18 protein-coding genes and 1 tRNA gene are annotated in these 22,863 nt (G+C 41.5%); 6 read left to right on the forward strand and 13 right to left on the reverse strand.

What is annotated here, in order from left to right:
* The 9 genes from G610_RS0117125 to rpmF all read right to left on the reverse strand — a co-directional run bounded on the left by G610_RS0117125 (position 1) and on the right by rpmF (position 10,177).
* Complete coding sequence (locus tag G610_RS0117125) at positions 1–1,107, reverse strand: GH25 family lysozyme (protein ID WP_196809865.1); 1,107 nt, start codon at positions 1,105–1,107, stop codon at positions 1–3.
* A gap of 5 nt (positions 1,108–1,112) precedes the next feature.
* Positions 1,113–1,988 carry a YitT family protein gene (locus G610_RS0117130; RefSeq protein WP_035797885.1) on the reverse strand — a complete coding sequence of 292 codons (876 nt, stop codon included), beginning with the start codon at positions 1,986–1,988 and terminating at the stop codon, positions 1,113–1,115.
* Between the two features lie 3 nt (positions 1,989–1,991).
* Positions 1,992–3,218, reverse strand: coding sequence for a threonine ammonia-lyase (gene ilvA / locus G610_RS0117135; protein WP_026525753.1), 1,227 nt, complete (start codon positions 3,216–3,218; stop codon positions 1,992–1,994).
* 20 nt (positions 3,219–3,238) lie between these two features.
* Entirely contained in the window at positions 3,239–4,153 is a 915-nt protein-coding gene (gene ftsY, locus G610_RS0117140; protein ID WP_026494801.1) for a signal recognition particle-docking protein FtsY, read from the reverse strand.
* A complete protein-coding gene (smc, locus tag G610_RS0117145; RefSeq protein ID WP_026525754.1) occupies positions 4,153–7,710 on the reverse strand; it encodes a chromosome segregation protein SMC in 3,558 nt (1,185 codons plus the stop codon). Before smc ends, ftsY begins: the two co-directional genes overlap by 1 nt.
* 1 nt (position 7,711) lies before the next feature.
* Positions 7,712–8,404: a ribonuclease III gene (gene rnc, locus G610_RS0117150; protein ID WP_026525755.1), complete on the reverse strand. Its 693-nt coding sequence runs from the start codon at positions 8,402–8,404 to the stop codon at positions 7,712–7,714.
* 70 nt (positions 8,405–8,474) lie between these two features.
* Complete coding sequence (gene acpP, locus G610_RS0117155) at positions 8,475–8,711, reverse strand: acyl carrier protein (RefSeq protein ID WP_026525756.1); 237 nt, start codon at positions 8,709–8,711, stop codon at positions 8,475–8,477.
* A 130-nt stretch (positions 8,712–8,841) separates the two neighbouring features.
* On the reverse strand, positions 8,842–9,852 hold the full coding sequence (gene plsX, locus G610_RS0117160) for a phosphate acyltransferase PlsX (RefSeq protein ID WP_026525757.1): 1,011 nt from the start codon (positions 9,850–9,852) through the stop codon (positions 8,842–8,844).
* A gap of 142 nt (positions 9,853–9,994) precedes the next feature.
* Positions 9,995–10,177 carry a 50S ribosomal protein L32 gene (gene rpmF, locus G610_RS0117165; protein ID WP_026490935.1) on the reverse strand — a complete coding sequence of 61 codons (183 nt, stop codon included), beginning with the start codon at positions 10,175–10,177 and terminating at the stop codon, positions 9,995–9,997.
* Positions 10,178–10,334: 157 nt separating this feature from the next.
* Between rpmF and G610_RS0117170 the strand changes: the two genes are divergently transcribed.
* Positions 10,335–11,189 carry an AraC family transcriptional regulator gene (locus G610_RS0117170; protein WP_026525758.1) on the forward strand — a complete coding sequence of 285 codons (855 nt, stop codon included), beginning with the start codon at positions 10,335–10,337 and terminating at the stop codon, positions 11,187–11,189.
* An 85-nt stretch (positions 11,190–11,274) separates the two neighbouring features.
* On the opposite strand, the gene G610_RS0117175 is transcribed toward G610_RS0117170, so the two are convergent.
* The gene (locus tag G610_RS0117175) at positions 11,275–12,471 is read right to left on the reverse strand and encodes an acetate/propionate family kinase (protein ID WP_026525759.1); all 1,197 of its coding nucleotides are present in this window, start codon (positions 12,469–12,471) and stop codon (positions 11,275–11,277) included.
* A 126-nt stretch (positions 12,472–12,597) separates the two neighbouring features.
* Here G610_RS0117175 and G610_RS0117180 point away from each other — a divergent pair, with 126 nt between their 5' ends.
* A complete protein-coding gene (locus tag G610_RS0117180; RefSeq protein ID WP_026525760.1) occupies positions 12,598–13,854 on the forward strand; it encodes a nucleotidyltransferase in 1,257 nt (418 codons plus the stop codon).
* On the opposite strand, the gene G610_RS22460 is transcribed toward G610_RS0117180, so the two are convergent.
* Positions 13,841–15,757, reverse strand: a complete 1,917-nt coding sequence (locus G610_RS22460; protein WP_026525761.1) for a putative bifunctional diguanylate cyclase/phosphodiesterase — start codon at positions 15,755–15,757, stop codon at positions 13,841–13,843. The two genes, G610_RS0117180 and G610_RS22460, sit on opposite strands and share 14 nt — an antisense overlap.
* A 270-nt stretch (positions 15,758–16,027) precedes the next feature.
* On the opposite strand from G610_RS22460, the gene G610_RS0117190 reads away from it, so the two are divergent.
* Entirely contained in the window at positions 16,028–18,139 is a 2,112-nt protein-coding gene (locus tag G610_RS0117190; RefSeq protein ID WP_026525762.1) for a Crp/Fnr family transcriptional regulator, read from the forward strand.
* A gap of 56 nt (positions 18,140–18,195) precedes the next feature.
* Positions 18,196–18,372 (forward strand): DUF6472 family protein, encoded by a 177-nt coding sequence (locus G610_RS23360; protein WP_196808061.1) that lies wholly within the window; start codon positions 18,196–18,198, stop codon positions 18,370–18,372.
* Between the two features lie 94 nt (positions 18,373–18,466).
* Here G610_RS23360 and mscL read toward each other — a convergent pair whose 3' ends face one another.
* The gene (gene mscL / locus G610_RS0117200; RefSeq protein ID WP_051198092.1) at positions 18,467–18,952 is read right to left on the reverse strand and encodes a large conductance mechanosensitive channel protein MscL; all 486 of its coding nucleotides are present in this window, start codon (positions 18,950–18,952) and stop codon (positions 18,467–18,469) included.
* 130 nt (positions 18,953–19,082) lie between these two features.
* Between mscL and G610_RS0117205 the strand changes: the two genes are divergently transcribed.
* A tRNA-Gly gene (locus G610_RS0117205) sits at positions 19,083–19,153 on the forward strand.
* A 1,111-nt stretch (positions 19,154–20,264) separates the two neighbouring features.
* Here G610_RS0117205 and G610_RS0117215 read toward each other — a convergent pair.
* Positions 20,265–21,077, reverse strand: a complete 813-nt coding sequence (locus G610_RS0117215; RefSeq protein WP_026525763.1) for a hypothetical protein — start codon at positions 21,075–21,077, stop codon at positions 20,265–20,267.
* A gap of 161 nt (positions 21,078–21,238) precedes the next feature.
* Between G610_RS0117215 and G610_RS0117220 the strand changes: the two genes are divergently transcribed.
* Entirely contained in the window at positions 21,239–22,684 is a 1,446-nt protein-coding gene (locus G610_RS0117220; protein WP_026525764.1) for an integrase core domain-containing protein, read from the forward strand.
* Positions 22,685–22,863: the final 179 nt, after the last annotated feature.

A 22,863-nucleotide genomic window follows, 5' to 3' on the forward strand; every position in this document is an offset into this window, starting at 1 on the left:
TTAATCATCCGTTTCTTCTGAATTTGAATAATCGGTAAGGCACATTATGAAGTTTGCACCGCCGTTAATGCCGTAAATATATCCGTTTCTGGTGTACTCCCACATATCAAAGCTGTAGGGATAATAAGGTCTGTCCCCTGAAAAAGAGAACCATACGGGATATTTTTGCTGTATACCAAGATCGATATATTCTACATAAGATAAAATATTGCCATAAACCATAGGCTTATAGCCTGCATCCTGAATTTTTGAGCAGTATGCATCTATAATCTTTGAATAATCATCAGTTTCAAGATTTATAGTCCTCGAATCCGGACTGTCTGAAGCTTCGATCATTATGGCGATAGGATAAGTAACTTCATAAGGAGCTATAAGAGAAAGGACAAACTCCGCCTCTTCTTCAGCTTCCATTGTATTGATGGCAGATGAATCAAAATACACACCAACCTGAAGTCCTGCCGCAAGAGCACCATTTATGTCCTGTCTGAAGAAGTCATCCTCAACAAGGGATGCATCCTCAGAGCTTCCACGGAGTCCTGCTCTTACCATTACAAAATCCACACCTGCTGATTTAACATTTTCAAAATTAATCTCACCATTATATCTTGAGACCATAATTCCGAATTTAGGCTGAACGCTTTCATCAGGACCGATGTAGTCAAGCTTCCCATTGGAACTTTCTCTAAAGTCCTCAGCCTTAAACATGTGTCTGTCCATATTTTCATCAATTGGATAAAAACGATATTCTCCATTAGATGCGACTATCAGATCATCAGGAAAAAGCTCCCTGATAGCCGAAAGACTTCCCTTGCTGCCAAGCTCCTCCTTAAATGTGTTTCTGACACTTTCAAGTGTCTCGGACTGAGTCTCAGCCACAGCACTTTCAACCATTTGCTCTGCTCTGGCTGTGGTATAATAGCCCTCATTTTCGATAGCATCAAGCTCACTGGTCTTAGCTTCGATGCGTCTTCGCAGGTCAGCATTGGAAAGAAGTAATCCTATACAGAAGGTGAGCGCAAGAAGGCTCACCAGACTTAGAAAAATTATAGATATTATATCTTTGGTTTTTCGAACCATTTTGCTGTTTTGATGGTCATTCTTTTTCATATGCATTAAATCCGTTCGTCAAAATAGCTCTTGTATCCTTCACCGAAAATTTCAGATGCACTGCTTACGATCATGAATGCATCGGGATCCTCTTCACGTACAATGTCCTCTGCAAGAGGTGACAATCTCTTTTTGATGGCACAGAGGATAACCTTTTTCTTTTCTCCGCTGTAAGCACCCTCTCCAAAAATATGGGTTGCTCCAACATCAAGCTCAGACAAGAGCCTTCCAGAAATATTATCCGTCTTATCAGAAATAATGTAAATGAGTTTTGCGCCGTCACGTCCGTACAGAACAAAATCGATAACGTAAGAAGTGATCACAACTCCAAGAAGCGAATACAGGACAACTTTAATATCCTTAAGTACAATACCCGCAAAGGATATAACAAAAACATCACTCAAAAGGAAAAGCACTCCTGTCTTAATATGAGGATATTTCTGTCTGAGAAGTTTGATGATAACATCCGTTCCTCCTGTGGTGGCATGACATTTAAATGTAATACCGATTCCTACAGCCACAAGAACACTTCCGAAAATCACGCCCAGAATTACGTCATATACAGCGAATCTCATGCAGTACTTAGCAAGAAGATCCGTAAAGATAGATATCATTGACGTAGCATAAATCGTTGAAATAGTGAATCTGATACCGAACTTATAAATCGCCAAAAACAGAATCGGAATATTTATGATCATGAACCATACACCGGTTCCTATAGGGACAATTCTGTTAAGTACGATAGCCGCACCGGTAATTCCACCGGGAGCAATGTTATTGGGGTCATTGAAAAAGCTGGTTCCTACAGCATATAACAAAGCACCCAGTGTAATAAGAAAATAATCTGTTCCCTTTTTGGTGATTTTCTCTACGTAAGTCATATATTAAATATTGGTGCGAACAATCTTCGGCTTATAGCCGTGCTCTTCAAGAGTCTGCATTATCTGCTCTTTATGTTCGCTGCCAAATGCCTCCAAAGTTATACGAAGTTCAACAGCTGCGCTTCTGTTGATTGATACAAACTGGTTATGCTCAAGCTTGATAACATTACCGTTTGTCTTAGCAATGATATCTGCAACTGCAGCAAGCTGTCCCGGCTTGTCGGGAAGAAGCACTGATACAGTGAAGATACGATTTCTGAGGATAAGTCCCTGCTGTACTACGGAAGACATTGTGATAATATCCATATTTCCTCCGGAAAGCACGCAGACAACTCTCTTATTCCTGGTATCAATCTGCTTAAGTGCTGCTACAGATAAAAGACCTGAGTTCTCAACAACCATCTTGTGATTCTCAACCATATCGAGGAAGGAAACAACCAGATCTTCATCGGGAACAGTCACAATGTCATCAATATATTTCTGAATGTAAGGGAAAATCTTCTCACCGGGAGTCTTAACTGCTGTACCGTCAGCAATTGTGCTTACGGAAGGAAGTGTTGTTACCTTACCATTCTTAAGGCTCTCCTTCATACAGCTTGCACCCTCAGGCTCAACACCGATGACCTGAACCTTAGGATTAAGAAGCTTTGCAAGAGTTGCAACACCTGTTGCCAGGCCGCCTCCTCCGATGGGAACAAGGATCATATCAACTGTAGGAAGTTCTTTTATAACCTCCATGGCGATTGTGCCCTGACCTGTAGCAACATCAAGATCATCAAAAGGATGAACGAATGTATAGCCATGCTCGTCAGCAAGCTTAAGTGCCATATCGCAGGCATCATCATAAACATCACCGTGAAGGATAACCTCTGCTCCAAGAGCCTTGGTTCTGTTTACCTTGATAAGAGGTGTTGAAGTAGGCATTACGATTGTAGCCTTTACTCCGTAAGCCTTAGCAGCATAAGCAACGCCCTGCGCATGGTTTCCTGCTGAAGCTGTTATAAGACCCTTTTCTCTCTCCTCATCGCTGAGAGTCATTATCTTATAATATGCTCCGCGAACCTTGTAGGCGCCTGTCCTCTGAAGGTTCTCAGGCTTTAAGTATACCTTACCGCCTGTAACCTGACTCCAGTAATCACTGTAGATAAGCTTTGTATCCAGTGTTACCTTTTTTACACATTCATAAGCTTCCTCAAAAGCCGGAAGCGTCAAACTCTCCTGTTTCCCCATTGTAACTGTGACCTCCGAAATTAACTAAAAAGTGCATCCACAAACTGATCAGATTCAAATCTTTCAAGGTCATCAAGACCTTCACCTACTCCGATATATTTAACCGGAATATTAAGCTCTGATACGATAGCTACTGCAATACCGCCCTTGGCTGTTCCATCAAGCTTGGTAAGAACGATACCTGTAAGATCAGCTACCTCTCCAAACTCTCTGGCCTGTGAAATGGCATTCTGGCCTGTAGTTCCATCAAGAACAATGAAGTTCTCGCGTCTTACACCGGGAAGCTCCTTATCAAGAATTCTGTTCATCTTGGAAAGCTCTTCCATAAGATTCTTCTTGTTGTGAAGTCTTCCGGCAGTATCGATCATCAAAATATCAATATCTTTTGAACGGAATGAAGATACCGCATCATAAATAACACTTGCGGGATCTGCACCTTCTTTTCCTGCAACAAGCGGAACTTCGGCTCTGTTTGTCCACTCCCTAAGCTGTTCTGTAGCTCCTGCTCTGTATGTATCCGCTGCAGCCACAAGAACCTTTTTGCCTTTTTTCCTGAAATGGGCAGCAAGCTTACCAACTGATGTTGTCTTACCAACACCGTTAACACCTATTACAAAGATAACCGTCTTCTGATTCTCAAATTCATAAGCGTTCTCTTTGGTACGCATCTGCTCGCGGATGTTCTCTATGAGAAGCTCCTTACACTCAGCAGTATCAGTGATATGTCTGTCTCTGACCTGTTCTCTGAGCTTGTCCATAATTCGGCTTGTGGCATTGATTCCAATGTCGCCCATTATGAGAGTCTCTTCAAGCTCTTCGTAGAAATCCTCATCGACACTTGAGAAGTTGCTAAGAACATTGTTTATGCCCTTAACCACACCTTCTTTGGTCTTAGTGAGTCCATCCTGTAGTTTTGCAAAAAAACCGCCTGCCATTAATCCGTAAGCTCCTTATCAATCAAATTAACACTAACAAGAGTAGATACACCCTTCTCCTGCATTGTAATACCATAAAGTCTGTCAGCACTTTCCATTGTACCACGCCTGTGTGTGATGACAATAAACTGCGTGGATTTAAGTTTATGGAGATAATGTGCAAAACGAACAACGTTGTTCTCATCAAGGGCCGCTTCAATCTCATCAAGTAGACAGAAGGGTGAAGGCTTAAGGTTCTGAATTGCAAAAAGAAGTGCAATCGCAGCAAGGGCCTTCTCACCACCGGAAAGCTGCATCATATTAACAAGCTTCTTACCCGGGGGCTGAGCGTTGATTCTGATACCTGCTTCAAGGATATCCTCATCCTCAACAAGCTCAAGCGTACCTTTACCGCCTCCGAACATCTCCTTGAATACCTTATCGAACTCTGTCTGTATCTTCTGGAACTGATCGATGAACTGCTTTCTCATGGACTCATCGAGCTCAGTGATGATCTCGCGAAGCTGCTCCTCAGCTGCAATAAGATCGTCATGCTGCGTCTTCATGAAGGTGTAACGCTCCATGAGTACTCTGTAATCCTCGATAGCATTAACGTTTACATCGCCAAGTTTTCTGATAGCATCCTTAAGTGAAGAAATCTGTCTCTTCATCGCAGGCATGTCTGTCATGGTCTCATCGCGCATGGATGCTGCATCTGTAAGAGTGATCTCATACTCATCCCACATGTAGTTGATCTGAGTCTCGATTGCTTCCTTACTTCTCTCGCATCTTGCAGTAAGTCTTGTAACTTCCTTATCAAGACCGTTGATAGTCTGATTCAGTTCCTCAGTCATCTTGAAGAAATTCTTCTGAGAAGCTGTAAGTTCTTCTTTCTTTGCTCTCTTTTCTTCAAGTGCCTTGCTTACATCAGTCTGAACATCTTTAGAGCTCTCGATTGTGAGCTTAATCTCTTCGATGTCCTTTTTACGCTGTTCTAAAATCTCGTTATTCTGTTTGATGGATGCAATTATTTCATCAAGAGCATCCTGCTCTGTCTTGATCTCGCCTTCGATACGATCAAGATTCTGCTTTTCGAAGGTCTCCTTCTGAAGAATCTTCTCATATTCAATATCCCAGGCGGATACATTCTCAGATTCCTTCTCTTCCTCTTCGTGAAGAGATTCTAACCTGGTCTGGAATTCAGATACCTTTGCAGACTGCTCTGCTTCAGTTTTCTCTGACTGTTCAAGAGCTGCTTTGGAATCCTCTCGTTCCTTCTGGATATCCAGCATCTGCTGCTCGATGGACTCGCTCTCAGCCTTAAGGTCTGAGTAGTTGCCCTTTTGCTGAGCCTGGCGCTCCTTCTCATTTTCCACATTTATACGTGCAGTATTCTGCTCGATAAACTTGGTCTGCAGAGCTGTTCTAAGTTCCTCAACAGTTACGCGAAGTTCGTTTCTGTGTTTCTTGGTATCTTCAATCTCCTTCTGGAAAAGAGCGATGTTTTCTTTGTGCTTTTTAACATCAGCTTCCAGCTCATCCATCTCTCTTCGTCTTCCGAGAAGGTTGGAATTATTCCTGAAAGTACCACCACTGATGGCACCGCCGGGAACAAGAAGTTCTCCTTCAAGAGTAACCATACGAATAGTGTACTTATATTTTCTTGCGATTAAAACAGCGTTATCAACTGTATCTACAACCACAATTCTTCCAAGCATTGCCTTGGCAACACTTCTGTATTTATCCTCGGTATCAACCAGCTCATCTGCCATACCAAGAACGCCCTTTTCATTAAGAGCTTCCTGAGCCTTAAACTCCTGAGGATCACGGATACTTGTAAGAGGAAGGAATGTTGCACGTCCTGCCTTGGACTTCTTAAGGAAAGCAATCATTTCCTTAGCTGTCTCTTCATCATCCGTTACAATATTCTGAATATTACCGCCAAGTGCAATCTCAATAGCTGTCTCATATTTGGGCTGAGTCTTAATGATATCGGCAACAACGCCGATGATTCCAGGGGTGTCTGCCTTGTGCTCCATAACCTTCTTAACACTGCCGCCGTAGCCTTCATATCTCTCTGTAAGATTACTCAGTGCATCCAGCTTGGACTTAGCCTGTGTGTAAAGATTCTGCTCATCACGGAGCTTTGCATCCTTCTGTGAAAGCTTATCCCTTATTCCTGCCAGTTCATTCTCAGAATCTTTCTGTTTCTGGTTCATGGTTCTGATCTCATCTGTGATCTGCTCGAACTGCGCATTCAGCTTCTGGATAATCTCTTCCTGTGCAGATTCATCGGAACGGGCTTTTACGAGCTTACCTGTAAGCTCAGCTTTTCTGATATTGATCTGCTCCTGTCTGGTATCAAGGGAACTGATACGTGACTTAATGGTAGATCTCTCGGACAAGGTCTCGATAATCTTGCTCTTGCAATTCTCAACCTCAGTATTTATCTCATTTATCTGAGTCATTATGCCATCGAGCTTCTCTCTGGCTTTTGCTCTGTCACCTGAAAGGACTTCAAGCTCTTTATCGATAACCTCTTTCTCGGCAAGGACTTTATCTCTTTCCTTCTCCTTCTCAGCTATCTTCTCTTCTTCGTCCTTTTTACGTCTCTCGAAATGCTCAGAGTCATTGGTTGCAGAACGAATCTGCTCATTCATGATACCAATCTGACCTTCGAGCTTTTCTCTCTTAACGGAGGTATCTGTGATTTTGGCTCTTGCCTCTTCGATTTCATGATCAAGAGTCTCGATCTCCTCCTGAATTCCCTCGTACTCAGCCTTGGTATCCTCGTATTTCTCCTGAGCTTCTGTAAGCTGCTTGGATGCAACCTCCAGATTCTCCTCGGACTCAGCAAGGTTCTTCTTCTGAGCTTCGTTTTCAAGAAGGAACATATTCACATCAAGGCTTTTGAGCTCTTCCTTGTGCTTCAAATAAACCTTTGCAACCTCAGACTGTTTCTCTAAAGGCTCAACCTGTTTCTCCAGCTCGGATAAAATATCATTTACACGGGTAAGGTTCTGCTTCTCCTGTTCAAGCTTCTTGATGGCGGTATCTTTTCTTGATTTAAACTTAACGATACCTGCAGCTTCATCAAAAAGATTACGTCTGTCCTCGGGCTTACTTGAAAGGATCTGATCAATCTGACCCTGTCCGATGATGGAATAACCCTCTTTACCGATACCTGTATCATAAAAAAGCTCATTTACATCTTTGAGCCTGCAGGTATTACCATTTATCATATATTCACTCTCTCCGGACCTGTAAAGGCGTCTGGAGACAGTTACTTCATCATATTCAATAGGAAGCGCATGATCTGAATTATCAAGCGTAATTGCGACATATGCATAGCCCAGAGGCTTTCTAAGCTCTGTTCCTGCAAAAATAACATCCGTCATAGTGCCGCCACGGAGCTGCTTAATACGCTGTTCACCGAGAACCCATCTCACTGCATCAGCGACATTACTCTTACCTGATCCGTTCGGTCCAACTATGCCGGATATTCCATTGTGAAATTCAAGTTTTATTTTATTTGCGAATGACTTAAAGCCGTGAATTTCAATGCTTTTTAAATACATATTACTTTTCTTTTAGTTTCAGGATAGCCTGATAAGCCGCCTTCTGTTCAGCTGCCTTCTTGGTCTTTCCTGACCCCTCTCCCAATTTGATACTGCCCACGTAAACGGCAGACTCGAATATTTTATCATGCTCGGGACCTTTTTCGCCACAAATTTCATAACGAAGTTCTCCCTTGTCGTCCTTCTGTACCATTTCCTGAAGAACTGACTTGCTGTCATAAAATATCTTTTTATCCTCCGGGTTGTCGAGGATATATTTCTCTATATGCTTCTTGGCTGCGTCAAGTCCGCTGTCAAGATAGATAGCGCCGATCAAAGCCTCCATAACATCAGCGATGATAGATTCTCTGTGACGTCCGCCTGTGGCCTCTTCACCTTTTCCAAGGAAGATGTATTTATCAAGCTCTATTTCCTGTGCACAATAAGAAAGCGCAGGCTCACATACCATGGATGCGCGAAGCTTGGTCATCTCTCCTTCTTTTTTGTCGGGATATTTCTCATACAGATAATGACTGGATACTAACTCAAGAACAGCATCGCCCAAAAACTCGATTCTCTCGTAGTCCTTGCGCTTATTGATCTTCTGTTCGTTAGCATAAGAGCTATGGGTAAGAGCCTGTAGAAGAAGGTTCCTATCCTTAAATTTGTAGCCTATTTTATTTTCAAGTTCGGTAAGTTCCTGCTCCCCTATCATAAACAACTCCCACTTTTTTCTAAAATTCGAGTAGGGAAGATTAAATCACACCCTACTCGCTTTATTTATCTTAGGCCTCGTTTCTAGCCTTCTTAAGAAGCTCTACTGCCTCACCTACTGTTGTGATCTTCTCAGCAAGCTCTGCGTCGATCTTCACATCAAACTCATCCTCAATACCCATGATGATCTGGAAAACATCAAGTGAATCAGCTCCAAGATCATCTGTAAAAGTAGACTCAAGAGTGATCTCACCCTCATCAACATTAAGTACATCAGCAATAACTTTCTTTAACTTTTCGAATTCCATATTATTGGTCCATCCTTTGCAAAATTTCTTATTTATTACAAGTAATTGTAGTAACAAAAACTATAATACCATTTAATTAGCCTTACAAGTATTTTCTGTAGTATGCGCTAAAAGCCTGATTCCAAACGCTTTATTCTTCTGAAGATATAGCCTGCTGAATCTTCTCAGCAATATTCTGTTCTTTAAAGGTTACGCACTGAAGAATGCTGTTCTTAACCTCGATAGCCTTGGCGCTTCCGTGAGTCTTAACAACAAGTCCTGAAAGTCCAAGCATAGGAGCTCCGCCGTATTTCTCTGTGTCATAATCCTTAAGAACCGATTTGAGTGTGGGCTTTATTAAAAGTCCGCCGATCTTGGCTCTAAGGTTACTCATAAGACCATCCTTAACAACCTTAAGAAGAGTCTTGGCAACACCTTCATACATCTTCAGGATAACATTACCTGTGAATGCCTCGCAAACTATAACATCAGCTGCACCTGAAGGGATATCCCTGGCCTCAACAGAACCGATAAAGTTGATATCAGGACAATTCTTAAGAAGGGGGAAGGTCTCCTTTACAAGAGCATTACCCTTCTCTTCCTCTGCACCTATATTAACGATTCCGACTCTGGGATTGGATATGCCGCATACATTCTGCATGTATACAGAGCCCATCTTTGCAAACTGCACAAGGTGTGAAGGTCTTGCATCTACATTTGCACCGCAGTCGATAAGAAGTGATACCCCCTTCTCAGTAGGAATAAGGGGAGCAAGAGGTGATCTCTCAACACCCTTAAGTCTGCCTACGATCACCTGACCGCCTACCAGTGTGGCACCGGTACTTCCTGCGGAAACATAGGCATCTGCCTCACCATGCTTAACCATAAACATGGCTTTTACTATAGAAGAGTCCTTCTTGGTACGAATTGCAAGTACCGGAGGCTCTGCCATCTCAATAACTTCCTCAGCATTTACGACTTCGAGTCTCTCCTTGTCGTATGTATATTTAGAAAGTTCTTCATTAACCAGTTGTTCTTTACCAACAAGAAAGATTTTCAATCTGTCGGACTCAGCAAGAGCATCGACAGCTCCCTTAACAATCTCCCCGGGCGCGTTATCTCCGCCCATTGCATCAACTGCAACTCTTACAAGTTCAGCCATTTCAACCTCCCGAAACATTATATTCAACTATATTATTCTATAATACAAGCGTGGCTAAAACAAGCCAAAAAGGGTAATAAAAAAGGGTATAAAAAAACTCGGACTTCATAATGAAATCCGAGTTTTTATATCTCATTTACAATCAATCCTCGTTTGCTACAACGCTCTTCTTGTTGTAGTAGCCACATTTCTTGCAAACCTTGTGAGGCTGCATAAGCGCGCCACAGTGGCTGCACTTAACCAGTGTGGGAGCAGTCATTTTCCAGTTTGCTCTTCTCTGGTCTCTGTGACCCTTGGAAGACTTATTCTTCGGGCAGATAGACATTCGGTAACACCTCCTTACAGCGTTCATATCATGAACCATAACAAATGGTCATTTGCATTAGTCAACACACTTATGCTATTATATGCGTTGAATTCGTGATTGTCAACGATTTTTTTAACTTATATGAATTACATGCACAACGGAGCACTATAAGCACATGAAAGAACTCAATTCCTGCAAAGAAGCAATGCTTAGCAGTATCGAAAATAAATACTTCTCTATCGCCCATCTTTATAAAGATGAAAAAGCTATGGAAATGCACATTCACGATTGCTACGAGGTTTATTTTTCCATTTCAGGCGGCAAGCAGTTTCTTATTGATAATAAAGTCTACGATATAAATCCCGGGGATCTTTTCTTAATTAATCAGTATGATTCCCATTATCTCAGTCAAATTGATAAAGAGCTTCATGAACGTATTGTAATAATGATACATCCCGATTTCATGAAAAAGATCTCAAGTGAAGAAACTGACCTTGATTACTGCTTCCACAGTAAGGAGCACGGATTCGCTCATAAGCTCAGTCTTACTCAGGAGCAGCAGAATCGTTTTCTTTTCTTTGTAAATAAGATTCTGTCAAATAACGGCTATGGCCGCGATCTTGTTGAAAGGTCAGCATTTACCGAGCTCTTTGTGATGATCAACAGCATAATTCATAATGCTAACAACGATACTATTATATCAGGTACCTACAACGATCAGGTAGATGCAATTTTATCCTATATAAATAAGAACATTAACTCTCCCATAAGCATCGCCAAGCTCTCCAAGGAATTCTACATAAGCGAAAGCTATATTTGCAGAATTTTTAAGAGCACAACAGGAACCACCATCAATAAGTACATGACGGCGAGAAGAATCAGTATCGCCAAGGCTCTGCTGGCTGAAGGATACGGTGTCAGCGAAGTTTGTGAGAAGTCAGGGTTTGTGGATTACAGTAACTTCCTGAAGGCATTTACCAAGTCCGTGGGAATATCTCCTAAAAAGTACTCCCAGAACTGTAATAAATAAAATATTTGTCAGTAAAAAATACGGCAACTGTCGGTTATAAGACAGCTGCCGTTTTTCTTTTATTTTATATCGATGCTAACAAGAATTACTTTGAGCAAAGCTCGTTTGTATCTCTGGCAATTGCAAGCTCTTCGTTTGTAGGAACAACAAGAACCTTAACCTTGGAATCAGGTGTTGATACAACCTTCTCCTTACCGTGAACTTCATTTGCTTCCTTATCAAGGATAACACCAAGGAAACCAAGTCTCTGGCAGATGATATCTCTTACGAGAGGTCCATTCTCACCTACGCCTGCTGTGAAGCAGATACAATCTACTCCATCCATAGCTGCTGCGTATGCGCCAACATACTTAGCTACTCTGTAGCAGAAAGTATTGATAGCTCTGATGCAGCCCTCATCTCCTTTAAAGTAGCCGTCCTCAAGATCTCTGAAATCAGAAGATACATCACCTGAAAGGCCAAGAACACCTGACTTTTTATTGAGAAGGTTCTCAGCTTCCGCTACGTTGATGCCCTCTTTTTTCATGATGAACTCTACTACTGAAGGATCGATGTCACCACTTCTGGTTCCCATGATAAGACCTTCAAGAGGAGTAAGGCCCATTGATGTATCTACGCATTTTCCGTTCTTTACAGCTGAAACTGAAGCTCCGTTACCAAGGTGGCAAACGATAGTCTTAAGCTCACTGTAGTCCTTACCAAGCATCTCTGCAGCCTTCTTACTTACATAAGAATGGCTTGTGCCGTGGAAGCCGTATCTGCGGATCTTATATTTTTCATAAAGAGAATAAGGAATTCCGTAAAGGAATGCTTCCTCGGGCATTGTCTGATGGAAAGCTGTGTCGAATACTGCAACCATAGGTACTCCGGGCATTGCGCTTTGGCATGCTCTGATACCAATGAGGTTAGCAGGATTGTGAAGAGGTGCAAGGTCACTTACTTCCTCGATAGCCTTGATAACATCCTCGTCGATGATAACCGACTTAGTGAATTTCTCACCACCGTGAACGATACGATGTCCAACTGCGCCGATCTCGTCAAGAGACTTAATAACACCTGTCTGAGGATCTGTAAGTGCCTCAATAACAAGAGTGATTGCACGGTTGTGATCCGGAATAGCTGTATCCTTTGTAATCTTATCGCCATCACCGGGAGTAAAGCTAATTCTACCGTCGATGCCGATTCTCTCACAAAGACCTTTGCCGATCACTTTTTCTGAGTCTGAATCGATGAGCTGAAACTTAAGTGATGAGCTTCCGCAATTGATAACTAAAATCTTCATTATTACCTCCATGTCCATATATATTTATGGTTATTGTTTTAACTTGTGTTTTAATATTGTAGCACACTATAATGAATAAGTTAAAAGCATTTACTTATTAAATTATAAAAATATACGGGAAATTTTATGAAAGTACTGGGAATAATCGCTGAATATAATCCGTTCCACAACGGCCATGAATATGCGATTCAAAAACTAAAGAAAAAGACAGGCTCCGATTATGTGGTTATCGTCATGAGCGGCGATTACACTCAAAGGGGCTGCCCTGCCATTTTTGATAAGATGCTTAGGACAAAAATGGCTCTTTCTTGCGGCGCCGACCTTGTTCTTGAACTGCCCGTATATTACAGCACAGGAAGTGCCGAGTACTTTGCAGGCGGAGCTGTTTCTATATTAAACGGACTTGGCTGCGTTGATTTTCTTGGCTTTGGATCTGAATCAGATGACATCGAAGGAATGTCCAAGGCTGCCAAAATACTTGCTAACGAACCTGCTGAGCTTAGCGATAAAATAAAGGAATATGTAAAAGCAGGCGAAAGCTATGCCGCTGCCAGAAGCAAAGCCCTTTCAGAAATCACAGGACTTGATGGCGATTCTTTTTCCATGCCTAACGATATTCTTGGCACAGAATACATCAAGGCTCTTTTCCTGCAAAATAGCTCTATTACTCCTTTTTCAATAAAAAGGGAAGGTGCAGGCTACCACGATTCTGTTGCAAAAGGGACGTTATCTTCTGCCGAATCAATAAGGGCTTTTCTAGAGGGAAAGGATTATTCTCTCTTCTCTGATGAAGTAGCTGACAGTCCTGTGCTTTCACAAAGTGTCCCGGGAGAAGTTTATTCAATTATTGAGGACTGCCTAAAAAACAGTAATAAGTCCATCATGACAATTGATGATTTTTCTAAGCTTCTTCACTACAAACTTATCATGCATAAAAATGAAGGATATACCGCTTTTGCAGATGTTAGCAGCGACCTTTCAGATAAGATTGTGGCAAATCTTAGAAGCTATAGAAAAATCTCTGACTTTACCATGCTTCTTAAGAGCAAGGACATCGCTTATACCAGAATAAGCCGCGCTCTTTTGCATATACTTCTTGATATAAAGGCAGAAAACCTCGCTGAATATGCCGGTGACAAGACTTCTTTTACTTCCTACGCAAGAATTCTGGGGCTAAATAAGAATGCCTCTCCGCTCCTAAAAAAAATACAGGAATGCTCTCGCATCCCTGTTATTTCAAGACTTGCTGATTCAGTTAAAATACTTGATGATATGCAGCTAAGGCTCCTTAACGAAACCGTCCGCGCATCCAATGTATATGATCTTATACTTGGCAAAACAGATATCAATGAGTATTCAAAATCTGTAATCACCCTGCAGTAACCTGATCCGGGAATATTTCTGATGGCATAGGCTTAGCGAAATAGTAGCCCTGGATCATCTCGCAGCGAAGCTTTCTGATATAGTCATACTGCTCCTGAGTCTCAACACCTTCAACAACTATCTCAAGGCCAAGTCTCTTTGCCATCTGAACCACAGACTCAAGTACTATCATTCCCTTTTCACTGTTCTCAATATTTCTAAGGAAATACATATCGATCTTAACTACATCAATTGGCATATCCTTGAACATATTCAGGTTTGAATATCCACTTCCAAAGTCGTCCATCATGATCACAAATCCGGCGTCATGAAGTTTTGTAAGAGTACTGATGATATTTCCTATATTTTCACTAAAGGCGCTCTCTGTAAGCTCTATCTTGATGAGACTGTGATCAAGTTCATACTTATCTACAATCGCAATAATATCCTCTACTATTCCCGCATGATCCACATCTACTCTTGAGAAATTCACAGATACAGGAACCACATCGATTCCAAGATCCGTCCAGTCTCTTAGCATTTTGCAGACATCTTCAAGGACATAAAGATCAAGCTCTGTTACAAAACCGTTCTTTTCAAGAATGGGAATAAAGTCCGATGGATTGATCATCTGATTCTTGGAATCTATCCACCTTACAAGAGCTTCTGCGCTGACTCTTTCTCTCGTCATGGTGTTGCATACGGGCTGCAGATATACCTTGAACTCACGCTCCAAAATGGCATTTCTGACCTTCTGCTCGACAGCTTTTCTGTGCTCATCTTCTTTTCTGATATCCTCATCATAGAAAGCCACATTGGTCTTGAAATTACCTGATACCCACTTAAGTGCATAGCCCGCATGATCAAGCATACTGTCGATATCGTTGTCTCCCTCTTCAATCTTGTAACCACCTGCATAGAAGGATACCGCATAATCAAGGCCTGTAAGCGGATTCTGAATAAAGTCCTGTATACTGGCCTTCGCCATGGTATTTATCGTTACTTCTTCATCTGTCAAAATAGCAAAGGTATCGCCGCCTATTCGCCCGCATACAGCTTTATGTTTTGCTTCATCGGCAGCCTTTTTTACATTTTCAGCGAGCAAAAGAAGAACCTTATCTCCGTTCTCCATACCTGTTCGCTCATTCAGCTCCTGCATGTGGTAAATCTGGATTTTTATCATGCTGTAGCCTGTCATATCCTGCTTATGCATAAGCTCATCGCAGGCTCTGACAAATCCAACCTTGTTATTAAGACCCGTAAGGTCATCTAGTGTTACGTCAATGAAGCAGAACACTACAACCAGCAGTGCCACGCTAAGGGCCAGTACCAGGCCGGTTATTGATGTCTCCGGGAACAAAATCTGATACACGATATTGAATATGGTGACGCAGAACAATGTTACAAGCATTCGCAGCCTTATTACGCCAAGATATCTCTTATGTTTTATGGCGCAATCAGCAACCATGATCGCAACAAAAAAGTAATAGAACAGCACTACATAACTGCCAATACCCTGCGTATATTCCATTGTTTCTTTATCAAGTCTGAAGAAGAAATCAAAGAAAATATTACCGAATACTGATAAGAACAGCATGGAATATAGTGGAATTCTTAGAATCAGCGGATTATATTTTTCTCCGCATATCTCAAAGAAATACAGTGCTCCTCTGTATGGAAACAAAGACAGCACAACAAAATATAATATAAGCAAAAAGTATGTAACGAACCAGGTTGCGGGATTTTGCATCTTAAGAAATAGGATTGTGGCAAAATCCAGAACATTATATGCAATCGAAAGCATAATTAATAACTTCAGATACTTACTGAAGTTTTTCATAAGCTTGGGTCTTATCCACGCACATATTAAGCTGGTAAGTATAACCATTATTCCGGCTATATCAAAATGATTCGAATAAACCATCCTTAACCTCTGCAACCCCAGTGATTCGTAAATTTATCAATTAATAAAAAAATACAGGGCCAAAAAGAGACTCCCGCAAAAAACGTATCTCTCCTCCCTGTTTCTTACTACCATAATATTCTTATTTTAAGTAAGTTTCAATCCATTTTGTGTAATTGCGATAATTTTTTATTTAATTTGAATAGTGTTTACTAAACTTTAATGAATTGTAATCGCAAAATCATTTATAATATTTATAACTATACAATTTCGATAATAGAGGGGATTCATATGGGGCTCGTTAATCTTAAGGCAAATGAGATTATTCACAGAAAAGGCGATAAAGTCGAGACAATTGAAATTGTTGTAAAAGGAAAAGTCTCCGTAGCAATTGACGGTGAAGCGATAACTGTAGAGGTAGGAGGCATACTTGGCGCTGCCGAGCATCCGGGAAAAACTTATGCCTTTAGCTACACCTCTCTGGAGGAGTCTGCTGTTTTTTCATATCCCTACTCCTCTCAGGATGATCTATACAAAATTGTCAGCTCCAATCCAAAAATATCTCCAATCCTGGCTGCACAGACTATCAAAATAATCGTTGCATCCATAGACAAATACAATGAAGACTATGAGAAAATCTGCGCCGAATGCGAGCAGATAAAACAGGATGCCCTGGAATACCCTGTCATGGCTGTTTCCGTAGGTCAGGAGGTTGAACATTTCCCTGAAATAGAGAATGTAAAGCCTCCGGAAAAGGTAAGCGCACTGTCTGAATGGCAGGAAAGCTTTTACAGAACCATGGCTTCCAAGGAAGATATCCTGAAAAAGTATTGCTATGGCTTATCCCCTGAAATTGCAAACGGTATAATACTCTACTCCATACAGGCCCTTACTTATAATGCTGCATGCAGGACAGAGCTTGCTGAGTTCTATGAAAATATGAACAAACAGATCTCACGCTTTAAGTCCACTATGCAGCTTGTGAGAGCTAAAGCAAATGACATGAAGCGAAACGGCACCGAGGGACAGGCTAATGACATTGACATCAAGGATGCCCTTAACACCATCCTTCAATATGCAGATGCCGACGAGAAAGCTACAGCCAATTTCAAAGAAATCATCACTGAATTTAAAGCAACACCCGGAAGATACGATTCTTCCGATGAGAGCAGAGCCCTCAGAAGAAAGGTTTCTCAGGATTATTATACGATCTACACATCTGCTTTCCTCAGGAGTCTGAGAGATCCTATGATTCCTTCTGAAGTAATGATGTTCCTTATGTTCGGCTTTGTGGATGAGGAACTTGCAGGTCTTGAAAACACAAGGCAGCTTTACGTCCTTATGAAAACCTACAAACCCGATCCCGAGGGTCAGGTCATGACATGCTATGAATGGCTTAAGAAAGTCTACAACATGGAGCGTGAACCCTCAAGAAATGAGTTCGATGAAGACTATTTCACTGCCCTTCGCACACTGAAAACCAGCGGTGATATAAACGAAGCACAGATGGAAGAAATGAAAATAGATCCTCTTGAAAGGCTCAAATTCGAGGTCAAGAATCTCCTGGCTCTTGGTAACAGAATGAGCTTTGGACGTCCTTCCATGTACGTCCCTGTTTTTGATGCGGAGAATGTGACAAGACCGCTTGATGCTACCTATATCGATTATAAGAAGATTCATGACTTCTATGATTACATTCGCTCTGTGGATTATTCCGTTTTCTGCAGAGGCGGTCTGTATTCCAATGTTGAAATAAATGTACCCCAGGTTCTGCTTAATGAAGACGTAACTCCCATTATGATCCTTATGCCAAATGTGGGAAGCCGCGCCGCTGTGTGGCAGGAAATTGAGGGTAAAAAAAGAAACACTCCCGCAAGACTTATAATTTCCATCTTTAACACTGAGACACTTGATGATATTCTAATAAGGTTGTGTGGCGAGTTCCGCTGGGAGATGTGTAAAACCGAGCAGGGCGTTCATTGGAATGATGTAACTGATCCTTCTCTTACATCCATGTACTGCGACTACCTGCAGTTCTACAAGAAGAATCACTCTCTTTCAACCGACATGAAGGAGAAACTAAAGACGCAGCTTCAGAAATTCAACAACAATTACAAGAATGTATTTGTCAGCGATTACATCAGCTATATCAAGTTTGAAGCAAACGCATCGCCAAGACTTAACAAGATTGCCAGAGAGATTCTCTTCACCTTCTGCCCCTTCTCCAGAGAGCTTCGTGAAAAGATGTCCGACAATCCTCAATACGGCGAACTGATAAAGAAGTTTACTGCACACAATGCCGGCCTTGCAAGGCCTCTTACCAACATTATGAAGAGGCTCCAGAATGAAGGCATTGAGATTCCTGAGGAAATGAAGACACAATACGAATTCTTTAAGAAATAACCGGATTGCGCTGCATTTTGCTAATAGCGCAAACAGAATCAGAGAGGAACAAATTTATGCAAATGCACTGTGATGACTGCACCTATTACGAATACGACGAAGATGATGAAACCTACTACTGCGGTGTCAACATGGATGAGGACGATTACGCCAAGCTGATGAACAATTCAAGAAGCGAATGTCCATACTATAGAAATAATAATGAGTATGAAGTAGTAAAGCATCAAATGTAATAATCTATACATCTATAGTAAGCGCATAAAGCATTTGCTGCTTACCATAGTCAAGACGCTAAATGAGCCCCGGAAATTCCGGGGCTCTTATTTTTTACTTAAGATCAGATGTGCAGCAAGGGCACTTGGTTGCTTCGATATTGATCTCACTCTTGCAGTGAGGGCAAATCTTGGTTGTAGGTGCTGCTTCCTCTTCTTCCTTCTTAACGCGATCACTGAGCTTATTCAGTGACTTAACGATACAGAAGATAACCAGAGCCATTAACAGGAAATTGATGATAGCTGTGATGAATACACCATAATTAAGTGTTGCTGCTCCTGCTTCCTGAGCTGCTGCAAGTGTGCTGTAGCTTGATCCATCAAGAGAAACAAACCAGTTCGAGAAATCAATGCCACCTGTCAGCATACTGATGATCGGCATAATAATATCATTTACAAGAGAATTAATGATTCCCTGGAATGCTCCACCGATGATAACACCGACTGCCAGATCCATGACATTGCCACGCATAATGAACTCACGGAACTCGTTAGCGAATCCCTTACCTTTTTCTACTGCTTTTGCCTTATCTACTGCCATAACACTACCTCCCAACAATTTTAAAATTTTACTTGTTCATACCACTTGAAATTATAGCACAATTTGGCTATTATTAAATAGTTGTTTGAACAATTACTTGAATTAAAAGTAGTTATTGGCACTGATATTTGCAGGACTAGTACATCGGTAGTATGTCAGCTTCCCAAGCTGAAGAGGCGGGTTCGACTCCCGTGTTCTGCTTAGCCTCAAAGTCGCATGGTTATGCGGTTTTGGGGATTTTATTTTATTATAAGTTTCAATAGTAGGGTCGCGCCTCTATTTTTATCGATTTGGCCATTTTCTCTGCGCGGTACTCCCTCGGAATCATGTTCGATTGGGCTCTACGCCTCTATTTTAAGTGTTTTTGCAAATTTCTCTGCGCAAAATCCATGTAAATAGCCCTTCAGAAAAATTCTACGCCTCTATTTCTAATGATATCTCCTTTTCCTCTGCGTGAGAGTCCCTCTTCAAGCTATTCAAGAACATTTTCGCGCCTCTATTTTAGCGATATTCGCATTTTCCTCTGCGCAGAAAGGCTTCGGCATACTTTCCATAATTTTGCTGCGCCTCTATTTGAGACGAAATGGACATTTTCTCTGCGCAGCCTGTCTTTATCTTTCTCAAAATCAACTTCCTGCTCTTCTGAGCGCTGATTACACCTCATTTACCGCTAAATCAGTGCGCACGCTTTCTTTTTTCTATTCTCAAATCATCTTCCGGCTTCTCTGAGCACTGATTACCACTCATTTCCCGTTAAATCAGTGCGCAGGCTGGCTTTTTTTCTATTTTCAAATCCATCTTCAAGCTTCTCAGAGTACTAATTACACCTCATTCCCCGCTAAATCAGTGCGCAGACTGGCTTTTTACCTTTCTCAAATCCACCTTCCAGCTTCTCTGAGCACTGATTACACCTCATTCACTGCTAAATCAGTGCGCACTGCAGCTTTCTACCATTCTCAAAACCTTTCCCAAGCTTCTCTGAGCACTGATTACACCTTATTTACCGCTAAATCAGTGCGCAGAGCAGCTTTCTGGCATTTTCAGCACCATTCTCAAGCTTCTCTGTACACTGATTTTCCATCATTTCCCACTAAAAATCTTGAAGAGCGTTTTGGGACGATAGAGAAAGCCCCTCATGCAGTCGTTTTGAGTCTCTATATCTGAGTGATGATTATTATTATGCACATGGGCATTAGAATAATCTCACGAAGATAACGAGAGTCAAAGAGACTACATACGGAGCGAATCAATCGGCAAAACGCCTTCATCGCCATAGCAAAAATCCCCCATCAGATGGGGGATTCTATCAATCTTACTTCTCATAGTTCACAAGCTTATATAAGACAAAGTCTCTGTATTCAAGAGTCTTTGAATACTTGTCCTTGTAATAGATACGGAATTTGGTCTGCGCATTCATTTCATGGCTTGAAACTTCATAACCATAGAACTTAAATGCGACTTTATATGCCACATTTGACAAAGCTACCGATGATCCGTTTTTTACCTTTTTAATATCTTTTACGGTTTCTATTTCGCCATTTTCCTTTGTCGCATGCTTATAGGATATCTTTTCTATTCGCACAAGTTTGTATCCCGGAGTCATGGTAACTTTAAACTTTCCTTTTGCAGGATAGTTCATTCTTGGAAACTCATCAAGTGCAGGATACGGAATCTGTTTACCTCCAAAGGTTATCTTCTTAATGGGGTAATCGTCGTAAGCATAGACCATGATTTTCTTTTTCTCACGACTTCCATCCTCTTTTACAATATCAAAGGTGACCTTGTATTTTCCTGCCTTTAAAGCGTAAAATCCCATATCAATTTCAGTGATCAGCTCGTTATTTCTGTAGGCGGTTAATGTTTGAGTATTGAAAGCCTTAAACTTCTTACTATAAGTTTTTATGTTCTCTACATGTACTGCTCCATCATATTCTGCCTCCATAGCGTGATTGAAAGCAGAATCTACTCTGATCCTTATTCTTTTAGGTGTATAGTTACGGGGCGGAAAGGTATCTCTCACCGAAAACTGAACTGCTTTAGCAGTAATGGCATGGTTCCCGGTTACGAGTAATATCGCTGCAAATAATAAGGCTAATAATCCTGTCCATTTATTCCTGGTTTTCATTTTTAATCCTCTCGTTGTTTGTAGGTAGTGTCAAATTAACTACCCATTTTTAGTTCTAAAACCTTGATTTATCGGGAGTTCAAAATAAAAAGAGCATTGACCTCCCTTTTTGGTATAATGTCAACGACCAAATCAACATCTCCGAAAAGGACTCAATGCTCATGAACATTATACTTTATTTACTTGAAATCATCCACCAACTCTATCAACAGAATTGCTGGCTTATTAACTTCATCTGCAGATATATACCGCTCAAACAGTGGGCTTTCGATGACTCACATTCTCCCAAATATCAAAAGTTCAAAGTGGATGAACTTCCTAAGATTGTCTATTATCATCAGGACTGGGACTGGAAAGATCTCAACAACTACTACACCCAGCGCTACGGAAAACCGGTTAAGCCTATCAAGAGACGTTCTGAGTGCGACATCCCGGAGGATTGCACCTGCCCATCATGTCATGCTCCTCAGCCTTATCTCTACAAAAATAACGGCAAGGCAGGTCAGATACTGTGTAAGATCTGCCAGACTGCATTCACTCCCGGTGATAACAGATTTGATAACCAGTTGTCCCTCAAGTGTCCGCATTGCCAGCATACCCTTGTTCGCAAGAAAGACCGAAAACACTTTGTCATCCATAAATGTGTAAATCCTAAATGTCCTTACTATCTCCACAATCTCAAAAAGGTTGATAAAGAAGACCTTGCCGAAGATTATGGCAAGAACAAATATAAGCTTCACTACATCTACCGTGAGTTCACGATAGACTTTTTTAAGATGGACTTAAACTCTCTTCCGAAGAATGCATCATCTCTTAAGTTCAGCAAACATAACGCTTATATCATGTCTCTGTGTCTGACCTTTCACGTAAACCTGGGCTTATCTCTCCGTAAAACACGGCAGGCATTATCTGATCTGTACGGTATATCCATATCCCATCAGCAGATCGCCAACTACTGCAAAACAGCAGCCATATGCGTCAAACCTTTCGTTGATGACTATCCCTATGAGAAGGGATCTGTTTTTACCGCCGACGAAACATATATCAAAGTCCGTGGTATAAAAGGCTATATCTGGTTCATCTTAAATGCAGCTACCCGCGCAATCATCGGTTATCAGGTATCCGACAACCGTGGTGTTGGTCCATGCATTCTTGCAATGAGAATGGCTTTTAAGGGTATCACTGAACTTCCGAAGAACTTCAAGTTTATCGCTGATGGATACAGTGCGTATCCTCTGGCTGCCCAGCAATTCTTCAGGCAGTTTGGAGATAAGTTCAAGTTTGAAATCACCCAGGTAATAGGCTTGCAGAATGATGATGAAGTATCCACAGAGTTCCGTCCCTTCAAGCAGATGATAGAGCGTCTGAACCGTACCTACAAAGCCTCATATCGCATTACAAACGGCTTCGATAATTACGATGGTGCCAACTATGATCTGACTCTCTGGGTTGCCTATTACAACTTCCTGAGACCTCACAAGCACAATGGATATAAACCTCCAGTTGTAGACGAGATACTGTCAAATGCTGAAAACATGCCAGCACGATGGCAAACGATGATCTACTTCGGGCAGAAGAAAATCCTGGAACTTCAGTCAGCCAGCTGATTGCTCTTAGATTCTGAGCCTGAGGTAATAACCCAGCCACCGCGTTAGCGGCATTGCCCTTGATAGCACAATAAATAACTGCTAAACTGCTGAAATCGACGGAGAAAACCTGATTGCTCTTGAGTTCTTCGCCGTCGGTGATTAACCGTCGGCAGTTATTTATTGTGCTGTCAAGGGTG

The sequence above is a fragment of the Butyrivibrio sp. MB2005 genome (genome assembly GCF_000424285.1).
Classification (GTDB): domain Bacteria; phylum Bacillota; class Clostridia; order Lachnospirales; family Lachnospiraceae; genus Butyrivibrio.